Source organism: Thermomonas sp. (genome assembly GCF_041919455.1).
GTDB lineage: Bacteria > Pseudomonadota > Gammaproteobacteria > Xanthomonadales > Xanthomonadaceae > Thermomonas.
In genome coordinates, this window is record NZ_JAYRTQ010000023.1 from 18,288 (window position 1) to 38,304 (window position 20,017).

Consider the following 20,017-nt stretch of genomic DNA (forward strand, 5'->3'; position numbering starts at 1 on the left):
ATCGGGGGTCGCCGCAGGGCGACCCGCCGGATCAGGCAGCCTTGGCGGCGGCCTTGTACAGGTCGGCGACCTTGTCGGTCAGCTGCGCGCCGTTGTCGACCCAGTGCTTGATGCGCTCGAGGTTCAGCTCGACGCGCTTCTCGGCGCCTTGGGCGACCGGGTTGTAGAAGCCCACGCGCTCGATGTTGCGGCCGTCACGGGCGCTGCGGCTGTCGGTGACGATGACGTGGTAGAAGGGGCGCTTCTTGGCGCCGCCACGGGTAAGGCGGATCTTGACCATTGCAGTTTCTCGGTGGTGCCCAGCGGCCGGAATGGCCGGGTAAGCCCGCAAGTATAACGTGTTGAATCGGCTGGCGAAACCCAGCCCGACTTCAACTACCTCATCGGCATGCCGCCGCGCCCGCCCATCATGCCGCTCAGGCCGCGCATCATGCCCTTCATGCCGCCGCGGCCGAGCTTGCCCATCATCTTTTCCATCTGCTGGTACTGCTTCAGCACCTTGTTGACGTCCGCCGGGGTCAGGCCGGAGCCACGCGCGACGCGTGCGCGGCGCGAGCCATTGAGCAGGTCGGGATTGCGACGTTCCTTCTTGGTCATCGAATTGATGACCGCGATCATCCGCGGCACTTCCTTGCCGGTGACCTGCTGTTTCACCGCCTCCGGCAGTTGGCCGACGCCGGGCAGCTTGTCCATCAAGCCGTGCAGGCCGCCCATGTTCTGCATCTGCTCGAGCTGGTCGCGCATGTCGTTGAGGTCGAACTTCTTGCCCTTGGCGACCTTCTCCGCCAGTTTCTTGGCCTTGTCGTGGTCGACCTGCTGTTCGACCTGCTCGACCAGCGACAGCACGTCGCCCATGTCGAGGATGCGGCCGGCAGCGCGGTCCGGATGGAACACGTCCAGGCCGTCGGGCTTCTCGCCCACGCCGACGAACTTGATCGGCTTGCCGGTGATGTAGCGCACGCTCAGCGCCGCGCCGCCGCGCGCATCGCCATCGGTCTTGGTCAGCACCACGCCGGTCAGCGGCAGCGCCTCGCCGAAATGCTTGGCGGTGACCGCGGCGTCCTGGCCGGTCATCGAATCGACCACGAACAGGGTTTCGACCGGATTCACCGCGGCGTGCAGCGCCTTGATCTCGGCCATCATCGCGTCATCGATGCTGGTGCGGCCGGCGGTGTCGACGATGAGCACGTCGGCGAAGGTCTTGCGCGCCTCGGCGATGGCCGCCTTGACGATGGCCTCCGGCTTCTGCGACGGATCGGACGGGAAGAACAACGCGCCGACCTGGCCGGCCAGCGTCTGCAACTGCTCGATCGCGGCCGGGCGATAGACGTCGGCGCTGACCACCATCACCTTCTTCTTGCGGCGTTCCTTCAGGTGCTTGGCCAGCTTGCCGACCGTGGTGGTCTTGCCGGCACCCTGCAGGCCGGCCATCAGGATCACCGCAGGCGCCGGCACGTTGAGGTTCAGGTCGGTCGCTTGCGAGCCCATCACCAGCGCAAGCTCGTCGCGGACGATCCGCACCAGCACCTGGCCGGGGGTCAGCGAACGCATCACTTCCTGGCCGACCGCGCGCACCTTGATCCGCTGGATCAGCCCCTGCACCACCGGCAGCGCCACGTCCGCCTCCAGCAGGGCGATGCGCACTTCGCGCACGGCTTCGCTGATGTTGGATTCGGACAACCGGCCGCGGCCGCGGAGGCGCTCCATGGTGCCGGACAGGCGCTGGGTCAGGGATTCGAACATGGGGCTGGCAGCCTTGCAGATGCTGGGATTTCGGGCCGCGGAGTATAGCCCGCGCCCGGCTGTCGCACCTTTGTGCGACACTCGCGCGATGACAATCGTTCTCATCGCCGTAGCGCTCTACGTGGCCGCAGCCGTCCTGCTCTGGCGCTCCGCCACGGGGAAGGGGACACCGCGTCGCGGCTGGATCCCGCTGGCGGTGCTGGCCGCGCTGTTCCATGCCGAAACCCATGCGGAAGCCTGGCGCCTGCTGCAAGGCGCGGACATGCATTTCTTCGCCGCGTTGTCACTGGTCGGCCTGGGCATGGCCGCACTGACCACGGCCTTCGGGGCGTCCGGGCGGATGCCTGCGCTCGGCATCGTGGTGTTCCCGCTCGCTGCCGCCAGCCTGCTCGCCTACCGCGCCTACGGGCATGCCGACAACGCGAGCGACCTCGGTTGGCGCCTGCAATTGCATGCGTGGATGGCCCTGCTGGCCTACGCGACGCTGGCCTTGTCGGCCGTGCTGGCGATCTTCCTGTGGGCACAGGAACGCGCCCTGCGCCGTCGCGAATTCCGCGGCTGGCTGCGCGCCCTGCCACCGCTCACAGAACTGGAAAGCCTGCTGTTCCGCAGCATCACGGTCGGCTTCGTCCTGCTCACCGCGACCCTGCTGACCGGCCTGCTCTTCGTCGACAACCTGCTCGCCCAGCACCTGGTCCACAAGACGGTGCTCAGTGGGTTGTCCTGGCTGGCGTTCGGTGCCCTGTTGCTGGGACGCTGGCAGCGCGGCTGGCGCGGCGCCACCGCGGTGCGCTGGACCCTGGTGGCGATGGCGCTGCTGGTGCTCGCCTTCTTTGGCAGCAAATTCGTGCTGGAACTGGTGTTGCACCGCACGGGATAGACCCACGCCATCGTGACGGGAATACGCTTGCAGTGTAGATATTTGCATTGACAACTATTGCATGGGCGCAGATCATGCTGCCCATGACGACTCCCCATTCCCCCGACCACCCGATCGCGCCCGCCATCGGTGCCTGCAGCGGTTCCACGCTGGGCCTGCTGTTCCGGCAGGCGCGCGATGCGATGTGGGCGCGGATGGAGGCCGAACTGGCCCGTTCCGGCCATGAACTGAATTTCAGCCAGTTCATCACCATCAAGACGCTGGCCAACAGCACCACCAGCGTCACCGAACTGGCCCGCGCGGCCTACCTCCACCCCGGCGCGATGACCCGCCTGCTCGACAAGCTCGAGGCGCGCGGGATCCTCGAACGCGTGGCCGATCCGAACGACCGCCGTGCCCTGCACATCCACCTCACCAACGCCGGCAAGGCAATCTGGCGCGACATCGACCAGTGCGGCCAGCGCGTACGCGAGGCCGCCCTGCAGGGCCTGGATACCGGCGAACGCGAACAACTGCTCGCCTTGCTGGAACGCGTGCGCGACAACCTGAATTCCCCTACGGACTGAGCCATGTCCCGTTCTTCGCTCCTGGCCACCGCACTTGCCACGGCCCTGCTCGCCACCGCTTGCGCCAGCACTGGCGACATCGCGCCACAAGGCGTGATGCGCGATGCCGGCAGCCTGCAGTCCTCCGCTTCGCTGGCCGGCACCCGCGTTTCCGATGTCGCGTGGTCCAGCGATCATTGGTGGAACGCGTTCGGTGATCCGCAACTCGATGCGCTGGTCGACGAAGCGCTGGCCAATTCGCCTTCGATCGAGGCCGCCGATGCGCGCACGCGCAAGGCCATCGCCCAGGCGGGCCTGGCCGATGCCGCGCGCAAGCCGACGCTCGGCGCGGGCGCGCAGGTGCTGGGTGCACAGTTGCCCCCGGCGTTGGTGGGCGACGAGATCGGCGGCGACTTCAAGGTCGTCAATGTGTTGAGCCTCAGCTTCGCGTGGAACCCGGATCTCTGGGGCATGTCGCGCAGCAAGTGGCAGGCCGCCTTGGGCAGCGCGCGCGCCACCGAAATCGATGCGCAATCCGCGCGTGTCGCGCTGGCCGCGAACGTGGCGCGCACTTATGTGAGCCTGGCCCGGGCGTTCGATGCACTCGACGCCGCGAATGCCGAGGGCGCGCGCGCCGATGCGCTCGTCGCGCTCAACCAGCAGCGGATCAAGGCCGGCCTGGACAACACCATCGCGCTCAACCAGAACCGCAGCGCAGGTGCCGCTGCGCGCCAGCAGGCGCAAGCCGCGCAGCACGACATCAACAGCCTGCGCAATGCATTGGCGGCCTTGCTCGGCGCGGGCCCGGATCGTGGCCTCGAGATCGCCAGGCCAATGCTGAAGACGCCCGGCATCGCGCTGCCGTCCGTACTGCCAAGCAACCTGCTGGCACGCCGCGCCGACATCGTTGCCGCGCGCTGGCGGGTGGAAGCCGCACAGCACGGCATCGACGCCAGCAAGGCCGCGTTCTATCCCTCGATCAACCTCAGCGCGCTGGCCGGCCTGGCCGCCGGCAACCTCGGCGACCTGTTCGGCAGCGATGCCCTGCTGCTCAACGGCGGGCCCGCGCTGAGCCTGCCGATCTTCGAAGGCGGGCGACTCGAGCAGCAACTGCGTTCCAGCGATGCCGACCGCGACCTCGCCGTCGCCACCTACAACGAGACGCTGGTCGGCGCGATCCGCGATGTCGCCAATGCGGTGCAGGCAGCGCGTGCGATGGACGCACAGATTGCCAGCACCACCAGCGCGCGCGATGCCGCCGCCAAGGCGCACGCGCTGGTGCTGCAACGGCAGCGCGCCGGCCTGGCCACCCAGCTCGACGTGCTGGCCGCGCAGGCACCGCTGCTGCGCCTCGACCAGCAACTCGCCGGATTGGTCGCCGCGCGCCGCATCGCCAGCATCGACCTCGACCAGGCGCTCGGCGGCGGCATCGCCATCGACGCGCCCACCGCCACCGCCTCCCACTGACGCCGCCATGACCACCGACACCACGCCGAACACCTCCACCCGCAACGCGGCGTCGCTGCCGCCCTCGCCTCCCGCACCGGCCGGCAATGGCAAGCGCAAGCGCGCACTGCTGATCCTGCTCGCGATCGTGCTGATCGCCGGTGGCGCCTGGCTCGCCTGGTACCTGACGGTCGCGCGTTGGCACCAGTCGACCGACGACGCCTACGTGCAGGGCAACATCGTCAGCATCACCCCGCAGACACCTGGCACGGTCGTCGCGATCAATGCGGAGGACGGCATGCGCGTCGAAGCCGGCCAGGTGCTCGTGCAACTGGACCCGAACGATGCGCAGGTCGCCTACGCGCAAGCCGAAGCGAATCTCGCCAACACCGTGCGCCAGGTGCGTGGCCTGTACAGCAGCGTGGATGCGGCGAAGGCCGACATCGCCGCGCGCCAGGTGGCAGTGGCGCAGGCACGCGCCGACGTGGCCCGCCGCAGCGGCCTGGTCGCGACCGGCGCGGTCTCGTCCGAGGAACTCGCGCATGCCAAGGCGCAGCTGGATGCCGCCGAAGCCGCGCTGTCTGGCTCGCAGGGCCAGCTGTCGCGCAACCGCGCGCTGGTCGATGCCACCACCGTCGGCAACCAGCCGCAGGTGCAGGCCGCCGCCGCGCAACTGCGCCAGGCCTACCTCAACCTGCAGCGCGCGGCGATCGTCGCGCCGATCTCGGGCTTCGTCGGTAAGCGTGCGGTGCAACTCGGCCAGCGCGTGCAGCCCGGCACCACGCTGATGACCGTCGTGCCGCTGGAGCAAGTGTGGGTGGAAGCCAACTTCAAGGAGACCCAGTTGCATGCGATGCGCCTGGGCCAGCCGGTCGAACTCACCGCCGACGTCTATGGCGACGACGTGACCTACACCGGCAAGGTCGCCAGCCTGGGCCTGGGCACCGGCAGTGCCTTCGCCCTGCTGCCCGCGCAGAACGCCAGCGGCAACTGGATCAAGATCGTGCAGCGCGTGCCGGTGCGCATCGAACTGGATCCGAAGCAGGTCGCCGAGCATCCGCTGCGCCTGGGCATGAGCATGTCCGCCGACGTCGGCATCCGCGACCAGGGCGGCAAGACCCTGCCCGCCGCGACACCGGCGAAGTCGCTGCTCACCACCCAGGCCTACGCGAAGCAGTTGCAGGACGCCGACGCGCGCATCGAAACGATCATCGGCCAGAACCTGGCGCAGGGCCGCCGGTCCTGATTTCCCCTTGCGCAGGAGTCGCGCTGGCGGCGCTTCGTTCCCTCCCCCTCCCCTCGTGGTGACGGGCGACGCCATGCCGGCAGCCAACGCGCTGCCGCTCCTGCACCTTTTTCCGAAGCCGAAGCCGCATGTCCACCATCGCGCAAGACGCATCGGCCAACCCACCGGGTGGCCAACCCACCGCCAGCCCGGCCGCGTTCCGCCCGCCGAACGTGGCGTTGACCACGCTCGGGCTGGCGCTGGCCAGCTTCATGCAGGTGCTGGACACCACCATCGCCAACGTCTCGTTGCCGACCATCTCCGGCAACCTGGGCGGCAGCGCCAACCAGGCGACGTGGGTGATCACCTCGTTCGCGGTCAGCACCGCGATCGCGTTGCCGCTGACCGGCTGGCTGGCGCGGCGCTTCGGCGAACGCAAATTGTTCGTGTGGTCGACGATGGCGTTCGTGATCGCCTCGTTCCTGTGCGGTATCGCCAACAGCATGGGCATGCTGGTGTTCGCGCGTGCGCTGCAGGGCTTCGTGGCCGGTCCGATGTACCCGATCACCCAGGCATTGCTACTGTCGATCTATCCGCCCGCCAAACGTGGACAGGCGATCGCGTTGCTGGCGATGGTCACCGTGGTCGCGCCGATCGCCGGGCCGATCCTGGGCGGCTGGATCACCGACAACTACAGCTGGGAATGGATCTTCTTCGTCAACGTGCCGATCGGCATTTTCGCGAGCCTGGTCGTGCGCCGGCAGCTGAAGGGCCGGCCAGAACGGCTGGAGAAGCCGAAGATGGATTACATCGGCTTGGCCACGCTGGTGCTTGGCGTGGGCGCGCTGCAGATCCTGCTCGACCTGGGCAACGACGAGGACTGGTTCGCCAGCACGCAGATCGTGATCCTGGCGATCGTCGCCGCGATCGCGCTGGCAGTGTTCGTGATCTGGGAACTCACCGACAAGGATCCGATCGTCGATCTGCGCCTGTTCCGGCACCGCAACTTTGCCGCCGGCACGCTGGCGATGGTGGTGGCGTACTCGGCGTTCTTCAGCGTCGGCATTCTGGTGCCGCTGTGGCTGCAGCGAAACCTCGGTTACACCGCGATCTGGGCCGGCTTCGCCACCGCGCCGATCGGCATCCTGCCGGTGTTGCTGACTCCCTTCGTGGGCAAGTACGCGAACCGGTTCGACCTGCGCATGCTGGCCAGCGTCGCGTTCATCGCGATGTCGTTCACCAGCTTCGCGCGCTCGCATTTCAACCTGGACGTGAACTTCGGGCACGTGGCCTGGATCCAGTTGTTCCAGGGCATCGGCGTGGCGCTGTTCTTCATGCCAGTGCTGCAGATCCTGCTGTCTGACCTGGAGCCGCACGAGATAGCCGCGGGCTCCGGCCTTGCGACCTTCGTGCGCACATTGGGCGGCAGTTTCGCGGCATCACTGACCACGTATGCCTGGTCCGAACGCGGCGCCGTGCATCACGCGCATCTCACCGAAAAGATTTCCGCGCAGGATCCGGCGGCCATGCAGTCCGTCATGCAGCTGGGCGGCGGCGACCTCCAACGCGGCGCGGCGATGCTGGAGCGGATGATCTCGAACCAGGCGGCGCAGATCGGTTTCAACGAGATCTTCCACCTGCTCGGGATCATCTTCCTGTGCGTGATCGCCTTCGTGTGGATCGCCAAGCCGCCGTTCGCGGCGAAGCTGGGTGGCGCACCGGTGGGTGGCGGGCACTGATCAACCGATCAGCCACAACGCGATCCCCGCCAGCAATCCAAGCAGCGAACCGCCGATCACCTCCGGCTCCGTATGCCGCGCCATTCGCAGGCGCGACCACGCGAGCAGTGGCAAGAGCACCAGCGCGATGAAGCCGGCCGGCGGCCACAAGGCGAGCAACGCCATGCCAGAGAAGGCCAGGCTGGCCATGTGCAGGGACAGCTTGATCCAGCGGTTGGCGATGCCGGCGACGCAGAGCATCGCGATGATCGCGACCACGCCTTGCCCGGTGGCGGACGCGCGCCCGCCGAGCCACAGCCAGTAGCCGGCGGCGACCACCAGCACCAGCGCATACAGGATCGGGCGTTCGCGCCGATCCGAGGCATCCACCGTGCCCCAGCGTCCACTGCGTCGTCGCTGCAACACGAAGGCCCAGACGATCGCCACCGCGACCGCCATGCCGATCGCCGTGCGCGGCAGCGAGGCAGGATCCATGCGCCATGCCGCAATCAAGGCCAGCGCGGCGAACACCGCGAACGGATGCAGCAGGATCGACGTCCAGCGGGCGAAAGGGGATGACGCCGACACAGCGTCGCTCACGCGTGTTCCAGCGCGTCCGCCAGCCGCTCCACCGCGATGACCTCCATGCCCTTGTAGCTTCCGGATTTCGGCGCGTTGCCCTTCGGCACGATCGCGCGCCTGAAGCCGTGGGTGGCGGCCTCGTTCAAACGCTCCTCGCCGTTGGGCACCGGGCGGATCTCGCCGCTCAGGCCGACTTCCCCGAACGCGATGGTCTTCTCCGGCAGCGGCTTGTCGCGCAGCGAGGACAGCACCGCCAACAGGACCGGCAGGTCGGCCGCGGTTTCCTGCACGCGGATGCCGCCGACCACGTTCACGAACACATCCTGGTCGCCCACCATCACCCCGCCGTGGCGATGCAGGACCGCCAGCAGCATCGCCAGGCGATTGCCCTCCAGGCCGACGACGACGCGCCGCGGATTCGACAGTGGCGAGGCGTCGACCAGCGCCTGCACCTCCACCAACAGCGGGCGCGTGCCTTCGCGCGTGACCATCACGCAGCTGCCGGGCTGCGGCGTGCCGCTGCCGGAGAGGAAGATCGCCGACGGGTTCGGCACTTCGCGCAGGCCGCCATCCGACATCGCGAACACGCCGAGTTCGTTGACCGCGCCGAAGCGGTTCTTGAACGCGCGCAGCACGCGGAACCGGCTGCCGGCATCACCTTCGAAATACAGCACGGCATCGACCATGTGCTCCAGCACGCGCGGCCCGGCGATGCCGCCCTCCTTGGTCACGTGGCCGACCAGGAACACCGCGGTGCCGGTTTCCTTGGCGTAGCGCACCAGCCGCGCCGCGGCCTCGCGTACCTGGCTGACCGAACCCGGTGCGGCGGTCAGGGTGTCGGTCCACAGGGTCTGGATGGAGTCGGCGATCAGCAGCTTCGGCCTGGCCTGCACCGCGTGTTCGAGGATGCGTTCGACGCAGGTCTCGGCCAGCGCCTGCAGCCCGTCCAGCGGCAAGCCCAGGCGCACTGCACGCCCGGCGACCTGGGCCAGCGATTCCTCGCCGGTCACGTACAGGCCGGGCAAGGTCGGTGCCATCTTCGCCAGCGCCTGCAGCAACAGGGTCGACTTGCCGATGCCGGGATCGCCGCCGACCAGCACCACCGCGCCCTCGGCCAGTCCGCCGCCAAGCACACGGTCGAACTCGCCGATCCCGGTCGAGGTGCGCGCATGTTCGGTGTGGCGCACGTCGGCCAAGGCGACCACTTGCGCGACATCGACCTTGCCCGCCCAGCCGCTGCGCCGCGAGGCCGGCGATGCCGCCTGCGCCGCGCTTTCCAGCACGATCTCGCTCAGCGAGTTCCACGCCCCGCACGCTTCGCACTGGCCCTGCCACTTGGCATGGTCGGCCCCGCATTCGGTGCACACGTAGGCGCTGCGGCGCTTGGGCGAGGAGGATTTTGCAGCAGGCTTGGACATGGCGGGCGGCGCGTGGGCGATGCCGCATCCTAGCCGCCCCGCATCCCGCCGGTTGAGACGCGGCCACGAAAAAGCCCGCGCTTGGCGGGCTTGATCGAGCGACTGGTGCCGGAAATAGGAATCGAACCTACGACCTACGCATTACGAATGCGCCGCTCTACCAACTGAGCTATTCCGGCGTGGGGCGCAATTCTAGCCGCTCGCGCCACGCACCACCAGCGCGGTCATGCCTGCCCGGCGCGGCGGCGACTCGACTGCAGGGTATCGACCAGGTCGAGCACCAGTTGCTGCGAGCGACGCGGCAGCTCGCGGAAGCCCGCCAGCAACATCCGTTCTTCCTCGACATCGACCAGTTCCGCGTCGGCGGCCGGCACCTCGGCCAGCGCATCCGGATCGGTGGAGATCCCGCCGCGCCCGGTGCCCAGCCATTCCAGAGACACCCGGCAGGCCTTGGCGATCGCCAGCAGGTTCTGCATCGATGGCAGCACGCCGTCGGCAGACTCCCAGTTGGACACCGCGCTTCGGCGTACGTCGACCGCCGCAGCCAGGCCTGTCTGCGAGAGTCCCGCACGCCGGCGCGCGCGGCGGATCCGTTCCTGCATTTTCATCGCCCCTCCATGCCAGCGAACGTGGCTGCCATCGATATTGGCACAAGGTTGTACAGGATTGCTGTCTTTCGATCATTGAAAGCCAATGGAAAGGTCGATTTGAGCAGTGACGGACAGCAGAAATGGCCTCCCCTGCGGGTGCAATTGCGTGCATTCGCAAGCAGGATACCGACACGGGCGACACGGACGTTGCCCGCTCCTCCCCCCGGGGCGCCGGAGCACCTCGTCATCGATACCCCTTATCGATTCCGTGCCGCCCCGCTTTATGCAAGCTTGAACGCCACGCTCCCAGCGTGGCGTTCCTTTTTTGCGGACAGCGCCCTCAGTCCACCAGGCGCAAGCGCAATTCCTTGGGCAAGGCGAACACCATGTCCTCGGGTTCGCCATGCAGTTCGAGGACGCTGGCCGCGCCGAGGTCGCGCAAGCGATCCAGCACGCCCTCCACCAGCACGTCGGGTGCGGAAGCACCCGCGGTCACGCCGATACGCTTGCGCCCCGCCACCCAGGCGGGATCGATCTCGTCGGCACCATCGATCAGCCAGGCGGCCGCGCCTTCGCGTTCGGCGAGTTCGCGCAGACGATTGGAATTGGAGCTGTTCGGTGAGCCGACCACCAGCACCGCATCGCAACCCTCGCCGACCAGCTCGCGCACCGCGTCCTGGCGGTTCTGCGTGGCGTAGCAGATGTCGTCGTTCTTCGGCCCCTGCATCTGCGGGAACCGCGCCTTCAATGCGGCGATGATGTCGCGGGTGTCGTCCACGCTCAGCGTGGTCTGGGTGGTAAACGAACAGTTGCCGGGCTGGGCGATGGCGAGCGTGCCGACATCGTCGATGTCCTCGACCAGGTGGATCGTGCCGACCCCGCCTTCCCGGTTCCACTGGCCCATCGTGCCCTCGACCTCGGGATGCCCGGCATGGCCGATCAGCACCATGTCGCAGCCGTTGCGGCATTGCCGCGCCACTTCCAGGTGGACCTTGGTCACCAGCGGGCAGGTCGCATCGAAGACCTTCAGGCCGCGCCGGTCGGCCTCGCGGCGCACCGCCTGCGACACGCCGTGCGCGCTGAAGATCACCGTATTGCCATCGGGGACCTCGTCCAGTTCCTCGACGAAGATCGCGCCGCGCGCCTTGAGGTCGTCGACCACGAACTTGTTGTGCACGACTTCGTGGCGGACGTAGATCGGTGCACCCAGCGTCTCGATGGCGCGCTTGACGATCTCGATCGCACGGTCGACGCCGGCACAGAAACCACGCGGATTGGCGAGCAGGATGTCCATCGCCGGATTATCCCGCCTTGTCCTTGGGCTTGCCGGAGAGCAAGCCGAACAAGGCGATGCCGATCGCGCCACCGACCACCGCGCAGTCGGCGATGTTGAACGCCGGCCAGTAGTGCTCGCCGACGTGCCACTGGATGAAATCCACCACGTGGCCGTGCTGCAGCCGGTCGATGACGTTGCCGATCGCGCCGCCGATCACCAGCGCCAGCGGCAGCGCCTGCTTCCAGTCGTTGCGCGGGGTGCGCGAGAGCATCCATGCCATCAACCCGCTGATGCCGAACGCCAGCACGGTGAAGAACCATTTCTGCCAGCCGCCGGCATCGGCGAGGAAACTGAAGGCCGCGCCGGTGTTGTAGGTGCGATACCAGTTCCAGAACCCGTCGATCACCGGCACCGCGGTATATTCCGGCAGCGACGCCAGCACCCAGGCCTTGGTCAGCTGGTCCAGCACCAGCACCAGCACCGAAGCGCCGAGCCAGGGAAGCGCGTTGGGTTTCACGGACGCCATCAGAACCACATCCGGTCTTCGCCCGGCCCCTCGATGTTGGAGACGCAGCGCCCGCACAGCGGCGGATGCGCCGCGTGCGCGCCCACGTCGCCGCGGTGGTGCCAGCAGCGCACGCACTTGACCTTCGTGGTCGGCTGCGCGAACACGCCGATCGCGCCCTTCGCCTCGGCATCCGGCACCACCCGCACGTCGCCGCTGATCAGCAGGAAGCGCAGTTCGTCGGCGAGCGGCGACAGCCAGTTCTGGTCCGCCACGCCACAACGCAATTCGACCTCGGCCTGCAGCGCGGCGCCGATCTCGCCAGCGGCGCGCATCGGCTCCAGCACCTTGGCGACCTGGTCGCGCAGTTGCAGCAGCGCATCGAAGTCGGTCGCGGACAACGGGGCATCTTCGGGCAGCGGCGCCAACCCGTCGTACCAGGTGGCGAACAGCACGTTGCCTGCGCGCTCACCGGGGATCTGCGGCCACATCTCGTCGGCGGTGAAGCTCAGCACCGGCGCGATCCAGCGCACGAACGCCTCGGTGATGCGGAACATCGCCGACTGCGCGCTGCGGCGACCGCGCGAGTCCTCGCCCATCGTGTACAGGCGATCCTTGGTGACATCGAGGTACAGCGACCCCAGGTCGACGCTGCAGAAATTCATCAGCGACTGCACCACCGCGGCGAAGTCGTAGCGCGCATACGCCGCGGCGATGTCTTCCTGCACCTGCCACGCGCGATGCACTGCCCAGCGATCCAGCGCGACCATGCCGTCAAGCGGCACCAGGTCGCGCGCTGGTTCGAAGCCATGCAGGTTGCCCAGCAGGAAGCGCGCGGTGTTGCGGATGCGGCGGTAGGCATCGGCGTTGCGCTTGAGGATCTCCTGGGACAGCGACATCTCGTTGCTGTAGTCGGCGGATGCGATCCACAGGCGCAGGATGTCGGCGCCCAGCGTCTTCATGATGTCCTGCGGCTCGATGCCGTTGCCCAGCGACTTCGACATCTTGCGGCCGTGCTCGTCCACGGTGAAGCCGTGGGTCAGGCACTGCCGGTACGGTGCGGCTTTGTCGATGGCGACGCCGGTCAGCATCGAGCTCTGGAACCAGCCGCGATGCTGGTCCGAACCTTCCAGGTACAAATCGGCCGGCTTGCCGAGTCCACGCTCGAGCAGCACGGCTTCGTGGGTGATGCCGGAATCGAACCAGACATCGAGGATGTCGGTGATGCGGTCGTAGTCCTTCGCCTCGTCGCCCAGCAGCTCGGCGGCATCCAGCGAATACCAGACATCCACGCCGCCCTGCTCGACACGATCCGCGACCTGGCGCATCAGCTCGACGCTGCGCGGATGCGGTTCGCCGGTTTCGCGATGCACGAACAACGCGATCGGCACGCCCCAGGTGCGCTGGCGCGAGATCGTCCAGTCGGGGCGCCCGTCGATCATGCCGGCGATGCGCGCCTCGCCCCATTCCGGGTACCAGGTGACGGTCTTGATCGCAGCCAGCGCATCGCGTCGCAGGTGGGCCTGGTCCATCGAGATGAACCACTGCGGGGTGGCGCGGAACGCGACCGGCGTCTTGTGCCGCCAGCAATGCGGGTAGCTGTGGGTGAGCTTCGAGAACGCGAGCAGGTGGCCGCTCGCGCGCAGCACCTCGACCAGCACCTCGTTGGCCTTCCAGACATGCAGCCCGGCGATGTCGGTGCCATGCGCAGGCGGTGTCGATGGCAGGTACACGCCACGGCCATCGACCGGATTGAGCTGCGCCGCCGAGTATTGTTCGACCAGGCCGTACTTCTGCGAGACCGCGAAGTCTTCCTGGCCATGCCCGGGCGCGGTGTGCACGGCACCGGTGCCGTCTTCCGCCGACACGTGGTCGCCGAGCAGGATCGGGATATCGCGTTCGTCGTAGAACGGATGCGCGAACAGCATGCCTTCGAGTTTTTCGCCCTGTGCACGACCGAGCAGCACGACCTCCTCGACGCCGTATCGCTTCAATGCCTTCTCGGCCAATGCTTCGGCCAGCACCAGCCAGCGGCGCGAACCATCGGCCTTGGCCGGGCCTTCGACCAGCACGTAGTCCAGCTCCGGGCCCATCGAGATCGCCAGCGATGCCGGCAGCGTCCACGGCGTGGTGGTCCAGATCGGCAGCGCAACCTCGACGCCTTCCGGCAGTTCGCTGCCGAAAGCACGACTCACCAATTGCGCGTTGCGCGCCGCGTAGGCCACATCGACCGCGGGCGAAACCTTATCCTGGTATTCGATCTCCGCCTCGGCCAGCGCACTTCCGCAATCGAAGCACCAGTACACCGGCTTCACCCCGCGCAGCAGGTGGCCATTCTCGACGACCTTCGCCAGCGCGCGGATCTCGTCGGCCTCGAACTTGAAGTCGAGGGTGCGGTACGGGTTGTCCCAGTCGCCGAGCACGCCCAGGCGCTTGAAATCGCGGCGCTGCACGTCGATCTGTTCGTTCGCGTAATCGCGGCATTTCTGCCGGAACTCGACCGCGTCCAGCTTCACCCCGACCTTGCCCCATTTCTTCTCGATCGCGATCTCGATCGGCAGGCCGTGGCAGTCCCAGCCCGGGATGTAGGGCGCATCGAAGCCGGCCACCGTCTTCGACTTGACGATGATGTCCTTGAGGATCTTGTTGACCGCGTGGCCGAGGTGGATCGCGCCGTTCGCGTACGGCGGGCCGTCGTGCAGGACGAACTGCGGGCGACCCTTCGCCACGTTGCGGATCTGCGCGTACAGGCCTTCGCGTTCCCAACGCGCCAGCGTGTCCGGCTCGCGCTTGGGCAAGTCGCCGCGCATCGGGAACGCGGTCTCCGGCAACAGGATGGTGGCCTTGTACGGATTCTCTTGCTTGTCGGTCACACGGAGGCTCGCTGCGGTGCTTGGAGATCGAGGATAGCCCGGGCCTGCGCGTCGTCGCGGCGCATCTGCACCACCAACGCGTCGAGGTCGGGGAATTTTTCTTCATCGCGCAGGCGGGCGACGAACTCGACGTCGATGCGGCGCCCGTACAGGTCGCCGGCGAAGTCGAACAGATGCGCTTCCAGCAGCGGCTCAACGCCATCCACGGTCGGCCGGGTGCCGAAGCTGGAAACCGAGGGCCACGGATGCCCCGCGACGCCATGCACCCAGGTGGCGTAGATGCCGCGCAGCGCCGGCATCTTGTTGCCGAAGCGCAGGTTGGCGGTGGGGTATCCGAGGGTGCGGCCCAACTGCTTGCCATGCACCACGTGGCCGCCGATGGCGTACGGGCGACCGAGCAGGCGCGAGGCGGCGTCGAAATCGCCGGCACTCAGCGCGGCGCGGATGCGCGTGCTGGAGACGCGTTCGCCATCGCCGCAATGCACCGGCTCGATCGCGTGCGCGCTGAAGCCGTGCGCTTCGCCCATCGCCTGCAACAGGTTGATGTCGCCCGCCCTGCCCTTGCCGAAGCGGAAGCCTGGACCGACCCAGACTTCATGCGCGTGCAGGCGTTCGACCAGCACGTCGCGGACGAAATCCTCGGCCGGCATCGATGCGAGGTTCGCGTTGAAGCGCAGCAGGCCGACGCTGTCGCAACCGAGGCCGTACAGGCCTTCAAGCTTCGCCCGCGGCAGCATCAGGCGCGGCGGCTTGACGTCCTTGGCGAAGAATTCGCGCGGCAGCGGCTCGAAGCTCAGCGCGACTGCCGGCACCCCGAGCGAACGCGCACGCGCCACGGCGCGGCCGACCAGCGCCCGGTGGCCGAGGTGCAGGCCGTCGAAGGCACCGATGCAGGCCACGCTGCCCTGCGGGCCCAGTGGCCCGCGGCTGTCCGAAGCGGAAATGGCGTCGCGGAAGAGAGGTTTCATGGTGACTTCGCAGTATAGCTGCGGTGCAGCAACCGGACCGTCAGTGGCGCAGGTCGCGGGGACGCATGCCCAACGCAAGCAACACGGCCGCATACGCCAGGCCACCACTTCCGACCATCGCCGCCAACCGCCAGCCACGCTCCCACCACGCCCAGTCGCTCCATGCCGGCCATGCGTGCCGGAACACCAGCACGACCAGCACCAGCGCCAGCGTGGCGGCCAGCAGTCGTCCGAAGAAGCGCCCCCAACCCGGCTGGCGCCGATAGACGCCGGTGCGCCGCAGCAGCCAGGCCAGTTGCAGCGCGTTCACCCAACCGGCGATGGCGATCGCCAACGCCAGCATTGCATGTGCGCCGTGGATGCCGGCCAGCGCCTGTCGCCAACTGCCGCCCGCCGCCTGCAACGCGGCCTGTCCTGTCGGCGTGGCATGCAACAGCCAGGCGAACAGGCCGATCGTGCACAGCGCATTCGTCAGGACCGCGACGATGGCGGCCTTCACCGGCGTCCGCGTGTCCTGCCGCGCGTAGAACGCTGGTGCCAAGACCTTGACCAGCAGGAAGGCAGGCACTGCGATGGACTGTGCGATCAGGCTCCAGCTGCTCATCTTCGCGTCGAGCGTGCTGAAGTTGCGGTACTGGAACAGCGTGGCCATCAGCGGCTCAGCGCACAGGATCAGCCCGGCGCAGGCCGGCAGGCCGATCAGCAGGCATAACCGGAAACCCCAATCCAGTCCCTTCGAGAATCCGTCAGGATCCGTCGCGGCATGGCGGGTCGACAGGTGCGGCAGGATCACCGTGCCGATCGCCACCCCGAACATACCCAGCGGGAACTCCAGCAGGCGGTCGCTGTAGTACAGCCAGGTCATGCTGCCGCCGATCAGGAACGACGCCGCCATGGTGTTGAACAGCAGGTTGAACTGGACCACCGACGAGCCGAACAGGGTCGGCAGCATCAGCTTGAGGATCTTGCGCACGCCGGCATGGGCGAAATCCAGCTTCGGCCGTGGCAACAATCCCAACTTGGCCAGCGCCGGCAACTGGAACACCAGTTGCAGGATGCCGGCGGCGAACACGCCCCAGGCCAGGGCCTTGACCGAGCCGCCCATCAATGGTGCCAACCCCAGCGCCGCCGCCATCATCGCCAGGTTCAGCAGGACCGGCGACAGCGCCGGGATGGCGAAGCGCTGGTAGCTGTTGAGGATGCTGCCCACCAGCGAGGCCAGCGAGATGAACAGTGCGTACGGGAAGGTGATCCGCAGCATCTCGATGAACAGCGCGTGCTTCTCGCTTCCGGGCACGAAGCCGGGCGCAATGAGCTGGGTCAGCCACGGCGCGATCAACAGGACGACGGCGGTGACCACCAGCAACCCCGCCAGCAGGGTGCCGGTGACCCGGTCGACCAGCTCGCGCACCGCCTGCGGGCCATGCTTTTCCTTGTATTCGGCCAGCACCGGCACGAAGGCCATCGAGAACGAGCCCTCGGCGGACAGCCGGCGCATGAAATTCGGGATGCGAAACGCCGCGATGAACACGTCCATCGCCGGATTGGCGCCGAACACGATCGCGTACACCTGGTCGCGCACCAGCCCGGAAACCCGCGACAGGAAGGTCATCGCGCTGAACACCGCGGTCGACCGCAGCAACCGGCTCATGCCGCCACCTCGGCGGGTAAGTTGACCCAAGCCATTGAATCGTCCATAATTTTGAGTCTTCCCGACCCCTTCGTCCGTAGGCAGTGCTGCCGGCGGCCGATTCTCTCAGCCCCAACAGACTCCCCAGGATTTTCATCGTGGCCAATATCAAGTCCGCCAAGAAGCGCGCCAAGCAGACCGTCGTGCGCAACGAACGCAACGTCGCCCAGCGCTCCATGCTGCGTACCGCCGTCAAGAAGGTGATCAAGGCGCTCGACGCCAACGACGCCGAAGCTGCTTCCGCCGCGTTCATCACCGCGCAGCCGCTGCTCGATCGTTTCGCCGCCCGCGGCCTGATCCACAAGAACAAGGCCGCCCGTCACAAGGCTCGCCTCACCGCGCGCATCAAGGCGCTCAAGGCCGCCTGATCCAGGGCGGCCCGCGTCACCAAAAAACCCGGCGAATGCCGGGTTTTTTGTTGGCCGCCGCAACGACCGCTCAAACATCGCCGCTGGCATGCGCGGCGTCCTTCGCCGCCTCGAGTTCGTCTTCGCGCATGCGGTCGAAGAACGCCTGCACCGCAAGCATGATCGGGCGGGTGCCTTCGCGGCCGATCGCCGAGACCAGATACCACGGCTGGGTCCAACCCAGTTCGGCGACGATCACCTCGGCCGCTGCCTTCGCCTCGTCCTCGAACATCAGGTCGGCCTTGTTGAGCACCAGCCAGCGCGGCTTCTCCAGCATCGCCGGGTCGTACTTGCGCAACTCGTTCTCGATCGCCCGTACCTGTTCGGCTGGCGTGGCCTCGATCCCGCCTTCCATCGGCGCGATGTCGACCAGGTGCAGCAGCAGGCGGGTGCGCTGGACGTGGCGCAGGAACAGGCTGCCCAGACCCGCACCATCCGCAGCGCCCTCGATCAACCCGGGGATGTCGGCGATCACGAAGCTGCGCCCCGGCTCCACGCTGACCACGCCCAGGTTCGGATAAAGCGTGGTGAAGGGATAGTCCGCGACCTTCGGCGTTGCCGCGGAGACCGCGCGCACGAACGTCGATTTGCCGGCATTCGGGAAACCCAGCAGGCCCACGTCGGCCAGCAGCTTCAGCTCCAGCCGCAGGCCGCGGGTCTCGCCCTCGGTGCCCGGCGTCGCCCGGCGCGGGGTACGGTTGACCGAACTCTTGAAGTGCATGTTGCCCAGGCCACCCAAGCCGCCGCGGGCGACCAGCAGGCGCTGCCCATGCTCGGTCAGGTCGCCGATGATCTCGTCGGTATCGACGTTGTGCACCACGGTACCGACCGGCACGACGATGGTCTTGTCCTCGCCGGCCTTGCCGTACATCTGGCTGCCCATGCCGTTCTCGCCGCGCTGCGCCTTGAAGCGCGTCTCATGGCGGAAATCGACCAAGGTGTTGAGGTTCTCGTCGGCCTGCACCCAGACATCGCCGCCATTGCCGCCGTCGCCGCCGTTGGGGCCGCCGAGCGGGATGAACTTCTCGCGGCGGAAGGCGATGCAGCCGTTGCCGCCGTTGCCCGCGGTGACGGTGATTTCAACTTCGTCGACGAGTTTCATGTGGGTGATTGTGCCGTGTTCGGTGAAGCGGGTGAGGAGCGAGGGCCTGCATAAACGAAAAACCCCGCCGAAGCGGGGTTCTTCGCGATGCGTCGGGCGGCGATTATTCCGCGGCGACGATGCTGACCGTGCGGCGCTTGTTCGGGCCCTTGGTCGAGAACTCGACCTGGCCGTCGACCAGCGCGAACAGGGTGTGGTCGCGGCCCAGGCCGACGCCCATGCCCGGGTGGAACTGGGTGCCGCGCTGGCGAACGATGATGTTGCCGGCTTCGATCGCCTGGCCACCATAGATCTTCACGCCGAGGTACTTCGGGTTGGAGTCGCGGCCGTTGCGCGAGGAACCTACGCCCTTTTTATGTGCCATGACTGCGTCTCCTTACTTCTTGTCGCCACCGGCAATGCCGGTGATCTCGATTTCGGTGTAGTGCTGCCGGTGGCCCATCTGCTTGCGATGGTGCTTGCGGCGACGGAACTTGACGATGCGGATCTTGTCGGCGCGGCCGTGGCTGACGATCTTGGCGGCGATGGAAGCCCCCTTGATGTCATCGCCCAGCTTGATGCCGTCGGCATCGCCGAGCATCAGGATGTTGTCGAACTTGAGTTCGCTGCCAACATCGCCTTCGAGCTTTTCGACGCGGAGCGTTTCGCCCTGCATCACGCGGTGTTGCTTACCGCCCGTGACCAAAACTGCGTACATGATTACGATTCCTTTGACTCTGGTTTCTGTAGTTATTCTTGTCCCTGCACGACATCGAGGCCGGACAGGAGCGGAATTGTAGGGGATTCAGCGAGTTAGCGTCAACTAGAGCTTGCTCGCGCCGCTCCACGGGCCGGTGGGGGTAGCGCCGCCGCTCCCTCGAGTCTTCCAGGACTCAGGTCGCGGGCGCGGGCCATCCTTGGCACGCTCGGCGCTACCCCCACCGGCCCGTGGAGCTCAAGGAGATTGTGGCTTCGGGTGTGAGAGCCAAAAAGCGGGAACCCGCGTGCCTAAACCGCGACATGAGTCGGTGGCGGTGCGCGCGCAAAGGCGGGAATCCGAGCGGGCGATG

At 67.3% G+C, this 20,017-nt stretch carries 19 protein-coding genes and 1 tRNA gene; 6 read left to right on the forward strand and 14 right to left on the reverse strand.

Translation table 11 applies throughout. The annotated features are described in order from the left end of the window. Window positions 1-31: 31 nt before the first annotated feature. Together rpsP and ffh are read right to left on the reverse strand one after the other, a co-directional pair. Window positions 32-280, reverse strand: coding sequence for a 30S ribosomal protein S16 (gene rpsP, locus ACE3T8_RS13085; protein ID WP_374358937.1), 249 nt, complete (start codon window positions 278-280; stop codon window positions 32-34). A gap of 95 nt (window positions 281-375) precedes the next feature. Further along, window positions 376-1,743: a signal recognition particle protein gene (gene ffh, locus ACE3T8_RS13090; protein WP_374609642.1), complete on the reverse strand. Its 1,368-nt coding sequence runs from the start codon at window positions 1,741-1,743 to the stop codon at window positions 376-378. Between the two features lie 88 nt (window positions 1,744-1,831). Between ffh and ACE3T8_RS13095 the strand changes: the two genes are divergently transcribed. From ACE3T8_RS13095 to ACE3T8_RS13115, 5 genes are all read left to right on the forward strand, one after another. Then, on the forward strand, window positions 1,832-2,623 hold the full coding sequence (locus ACE3T8_RS13095) for an inner membrane protein YpjD (RefSeq protein WP_374609643.1): 792 nt from the start codon (window positions 1,832-1,834) through the stop codon (window positions 2,621-2,623). 83 nt (window positions 2,624-2,706) lie between these two features. After that, window positions 2,707-3,189, forward strand: coding sequence for a MarR family winged helix-turn-helix transcriptional regulator (locus tag ACE3T8_RS13100; protein WP_374609644.1), 483 nt, complete (start codon window positions 2,707-2,709; stop codon window positions 3,187-3,189). A 3-nt stretch (window positions 3,190-3,192) separates the two neighbouring features. Then, window positions 3,193-4,635 (forward strand): efflux transporter outer membrane subunit, encoded by a 1,443-nt coding sequence (locus ACE3T8_RS13105; RefSeq protein ID WP_374609645.1) that lies wholly within the window; start codon window positions 3,193-3,195, stop codon window positions 4,633-4,635. Window positions 4,636-4,642: 7 nt separating this feature from the next. Further along, window positions 4,643-5,860, forward strand: coding sequence for an efflux RND transporter periplasmic adaptor subunit (locus ACE3T8_RS13110; protein ID WP_374609646.1), 1,218 nt, complete (start codon window positions 4,643-4,645; stop codon window positions 5,858-5,860). A 128-nt stretch (window positions 5,861-5,988) separates the two neighbouring features. After that, window positions 5,989-7,578 carry a DHA2 family efflux MFS transporter permease subunit gene (locus ACE3T8_RS13115; protein WP_374609647.1) on the forward strand — a complete coding sequence of 530 codons (1,590 nt, stop codon included), beginning with the start codon at window positions 5,989-5,991 and terminating at the stop codon, window positions 7,576-7,578. On the opposite strand, the gene ACE3T8_RS13120 is transcribed toward ACE3T8_RS13115, so the two are convergent. The 9 genes from ACE3T8_RS13120 to murJ form a co-directional block, all read right to left on the reverse strand. After that, window positions 7,579-8,157: a hypothetical protein gene (locus ACE3T8_RS13120; RefSeq protein ID WP_374609648.1), complete on the reverse strand. Its 579-nt coding sequence runs from the start codon at window positions 8,155-8,157 to the stop codon at window positions 7,579-7,581. Beyond that, the gene (radA, locus tag ACE3T8_RS13125) at window positions 8,154-9,557 is read right to left on the reverse strand and encodes a DNA repair protein RadA (protein WP_374609649.1); all 1,404 of its coding nucleotides are present in this window, start codon (window positions 9,555-9,557) and stop codon (window positions 8,154-8,156) included. The genes ACE3T8_RS13120 and radA overlap by 4 nt, the downstream gene beginning before the upstream one ends. 103 nt (window positions 9,558-9,660) lie before the next feature. Then, window positions 9,661-9,736 (reverse strand) — tRNA-Thr (locus ACE3T8_RS13130). Window positions 9,737-9,781: 45 nt separating this feature from the next. Then, window positions 9,782-10,165, reverse strand: coding sequence for a helix-turn-helix domain-containing protein (locus ACE3T8_RS13135; RefSeq protein ID WP_374609650.1), 384 nt, complete (start codon window positions 10,163-10,165; stop codon window positions 9,782-9,784). A gap of 322 nt (window positions 10,166-10,487) precedes the next feature. After that, window positions 10,488-11,441 carry a 4-hydroxy-3-methylbut-2-enyl diphosphate reductase gene (gene ispH, locus ACE3T8_RS13140; protein WP_374609651.1) on the reverse strand — a complete coding sequence of 318 codons (954 nt, stop codon included), beginning with the start codon at window positions 11,439-11,441 and terminating at the stop codon, window positions 10,488-10,490. Window positions 11,442-11,448: 7 nt separating this feature from the next. Then, entirely contained in the window at window positions 11,449-11,949 is a 501-nt protein-coding gene (gene lspA, locus ACE3T8_RS13145) for a signal peptidase II (RefSeq protein ID WP_374609653.1), read from the reverse strand. Then, complete coding sequence (ileS, locus tag ACE3T8_RS13150; protein ID WP_374609662.1) at window positions 11,949-14,738, reverse strand: isoleucine--tRNA ligase; 2,790 nt, start codon at window positions 14,736-14,738, stop codon at window positions 11,949-11,951. Before ileS ends, lspA begins: the two co-directional genes overlap by 1 nt. Window positions 14,739-14,797: 59 nt before the next feature. After that, entirely contained in the window at window positions 14,798-15,769 is a 972-nt protein-coding gene (locus ACE3T8_RS13155) for a bifunctional riboflavin kinase/FAD synthetase (RefSeq protein WP_374609654.1), read from the reverse strand. 40 nt (window positions 15,770-15,809) lie between these two features. Further along, window positions 15,810-17,420: a murein biosynthesis integral membrane protein MurJ gene (gene murJ, locus ACE3T8_RS13160; RefSeq protein ID WP_374609655.1), complete on the reverse strand. Its 1,611-nt coding sequence runs from the start codon at window positions 17,418-17,420 to the stop codon at window positions 15,810-15,812. 137 nt (window positions 17,421-17,557) lie between these two features. Between murJ and rpsT the strand changes: the two genes are divergently transcribed. After that, the gene (gene rpsT, locus ACE3T8_RS13165; protein WP_374358903.1) at window positions 17,558-17,827 is read left to right on the forward strand and encodes a 30S ribosomal protein S20; all 270 of its coding nucleotides are present in this window, start codon (window positions 17,558-17,560) and stop codon (window positions 17,825-17,827) included. A 70-nt stretch (window positions 17,828-17,897) separates the two neighbouring features. On the opposite strand, the gene obgE is transcribed toward rpsT, so the two are convergent. The 3 genes from obgE to rplU form a co-directional block, all read right to left on the reverse strand. Next, window positions 17,898-18,968: a GTPase ObgE gene (gene obgE / locus ACE3T8_RS13170; RefSeq protein ID WP_374609656.1), complete on the reverse strand. Its 1,071-nt coding sequence runs from the start codon at window positions 18,966-18,968 to the stop codon at window positions 17,898-17,900. A gap of 103 nt (window positions 18,969-19,071) precedes the next feature. Beyond that, window positions 19,072-19,332, reverse strand: coding sequence for a 50S ribosomal protein L27 (rpmA, locus tag ACE3T8_RS13175; protein WP_374609657.1), 261 nt, complete (start codon window positions 19,330-19,332; stop codon window positions 19,072-19,074). 12 nt (window positions 19,333-19,344) lie between these two features. Further along, window positions 19,345-19,665 (reverse strand): 50S ribosomal protein L21, encoded by a 321-nt coding sequence (gene rplU, locus ACE3T8_RS13180; RefSeq protein ID WP_374609658.1) that lies wholly within the window; start codon window positions 19,663-19,665, stop codon window positions 19,345-19,347. Between the last annotated feature and the right edge of the window lie 352 nt (window positions 19,666-20,017).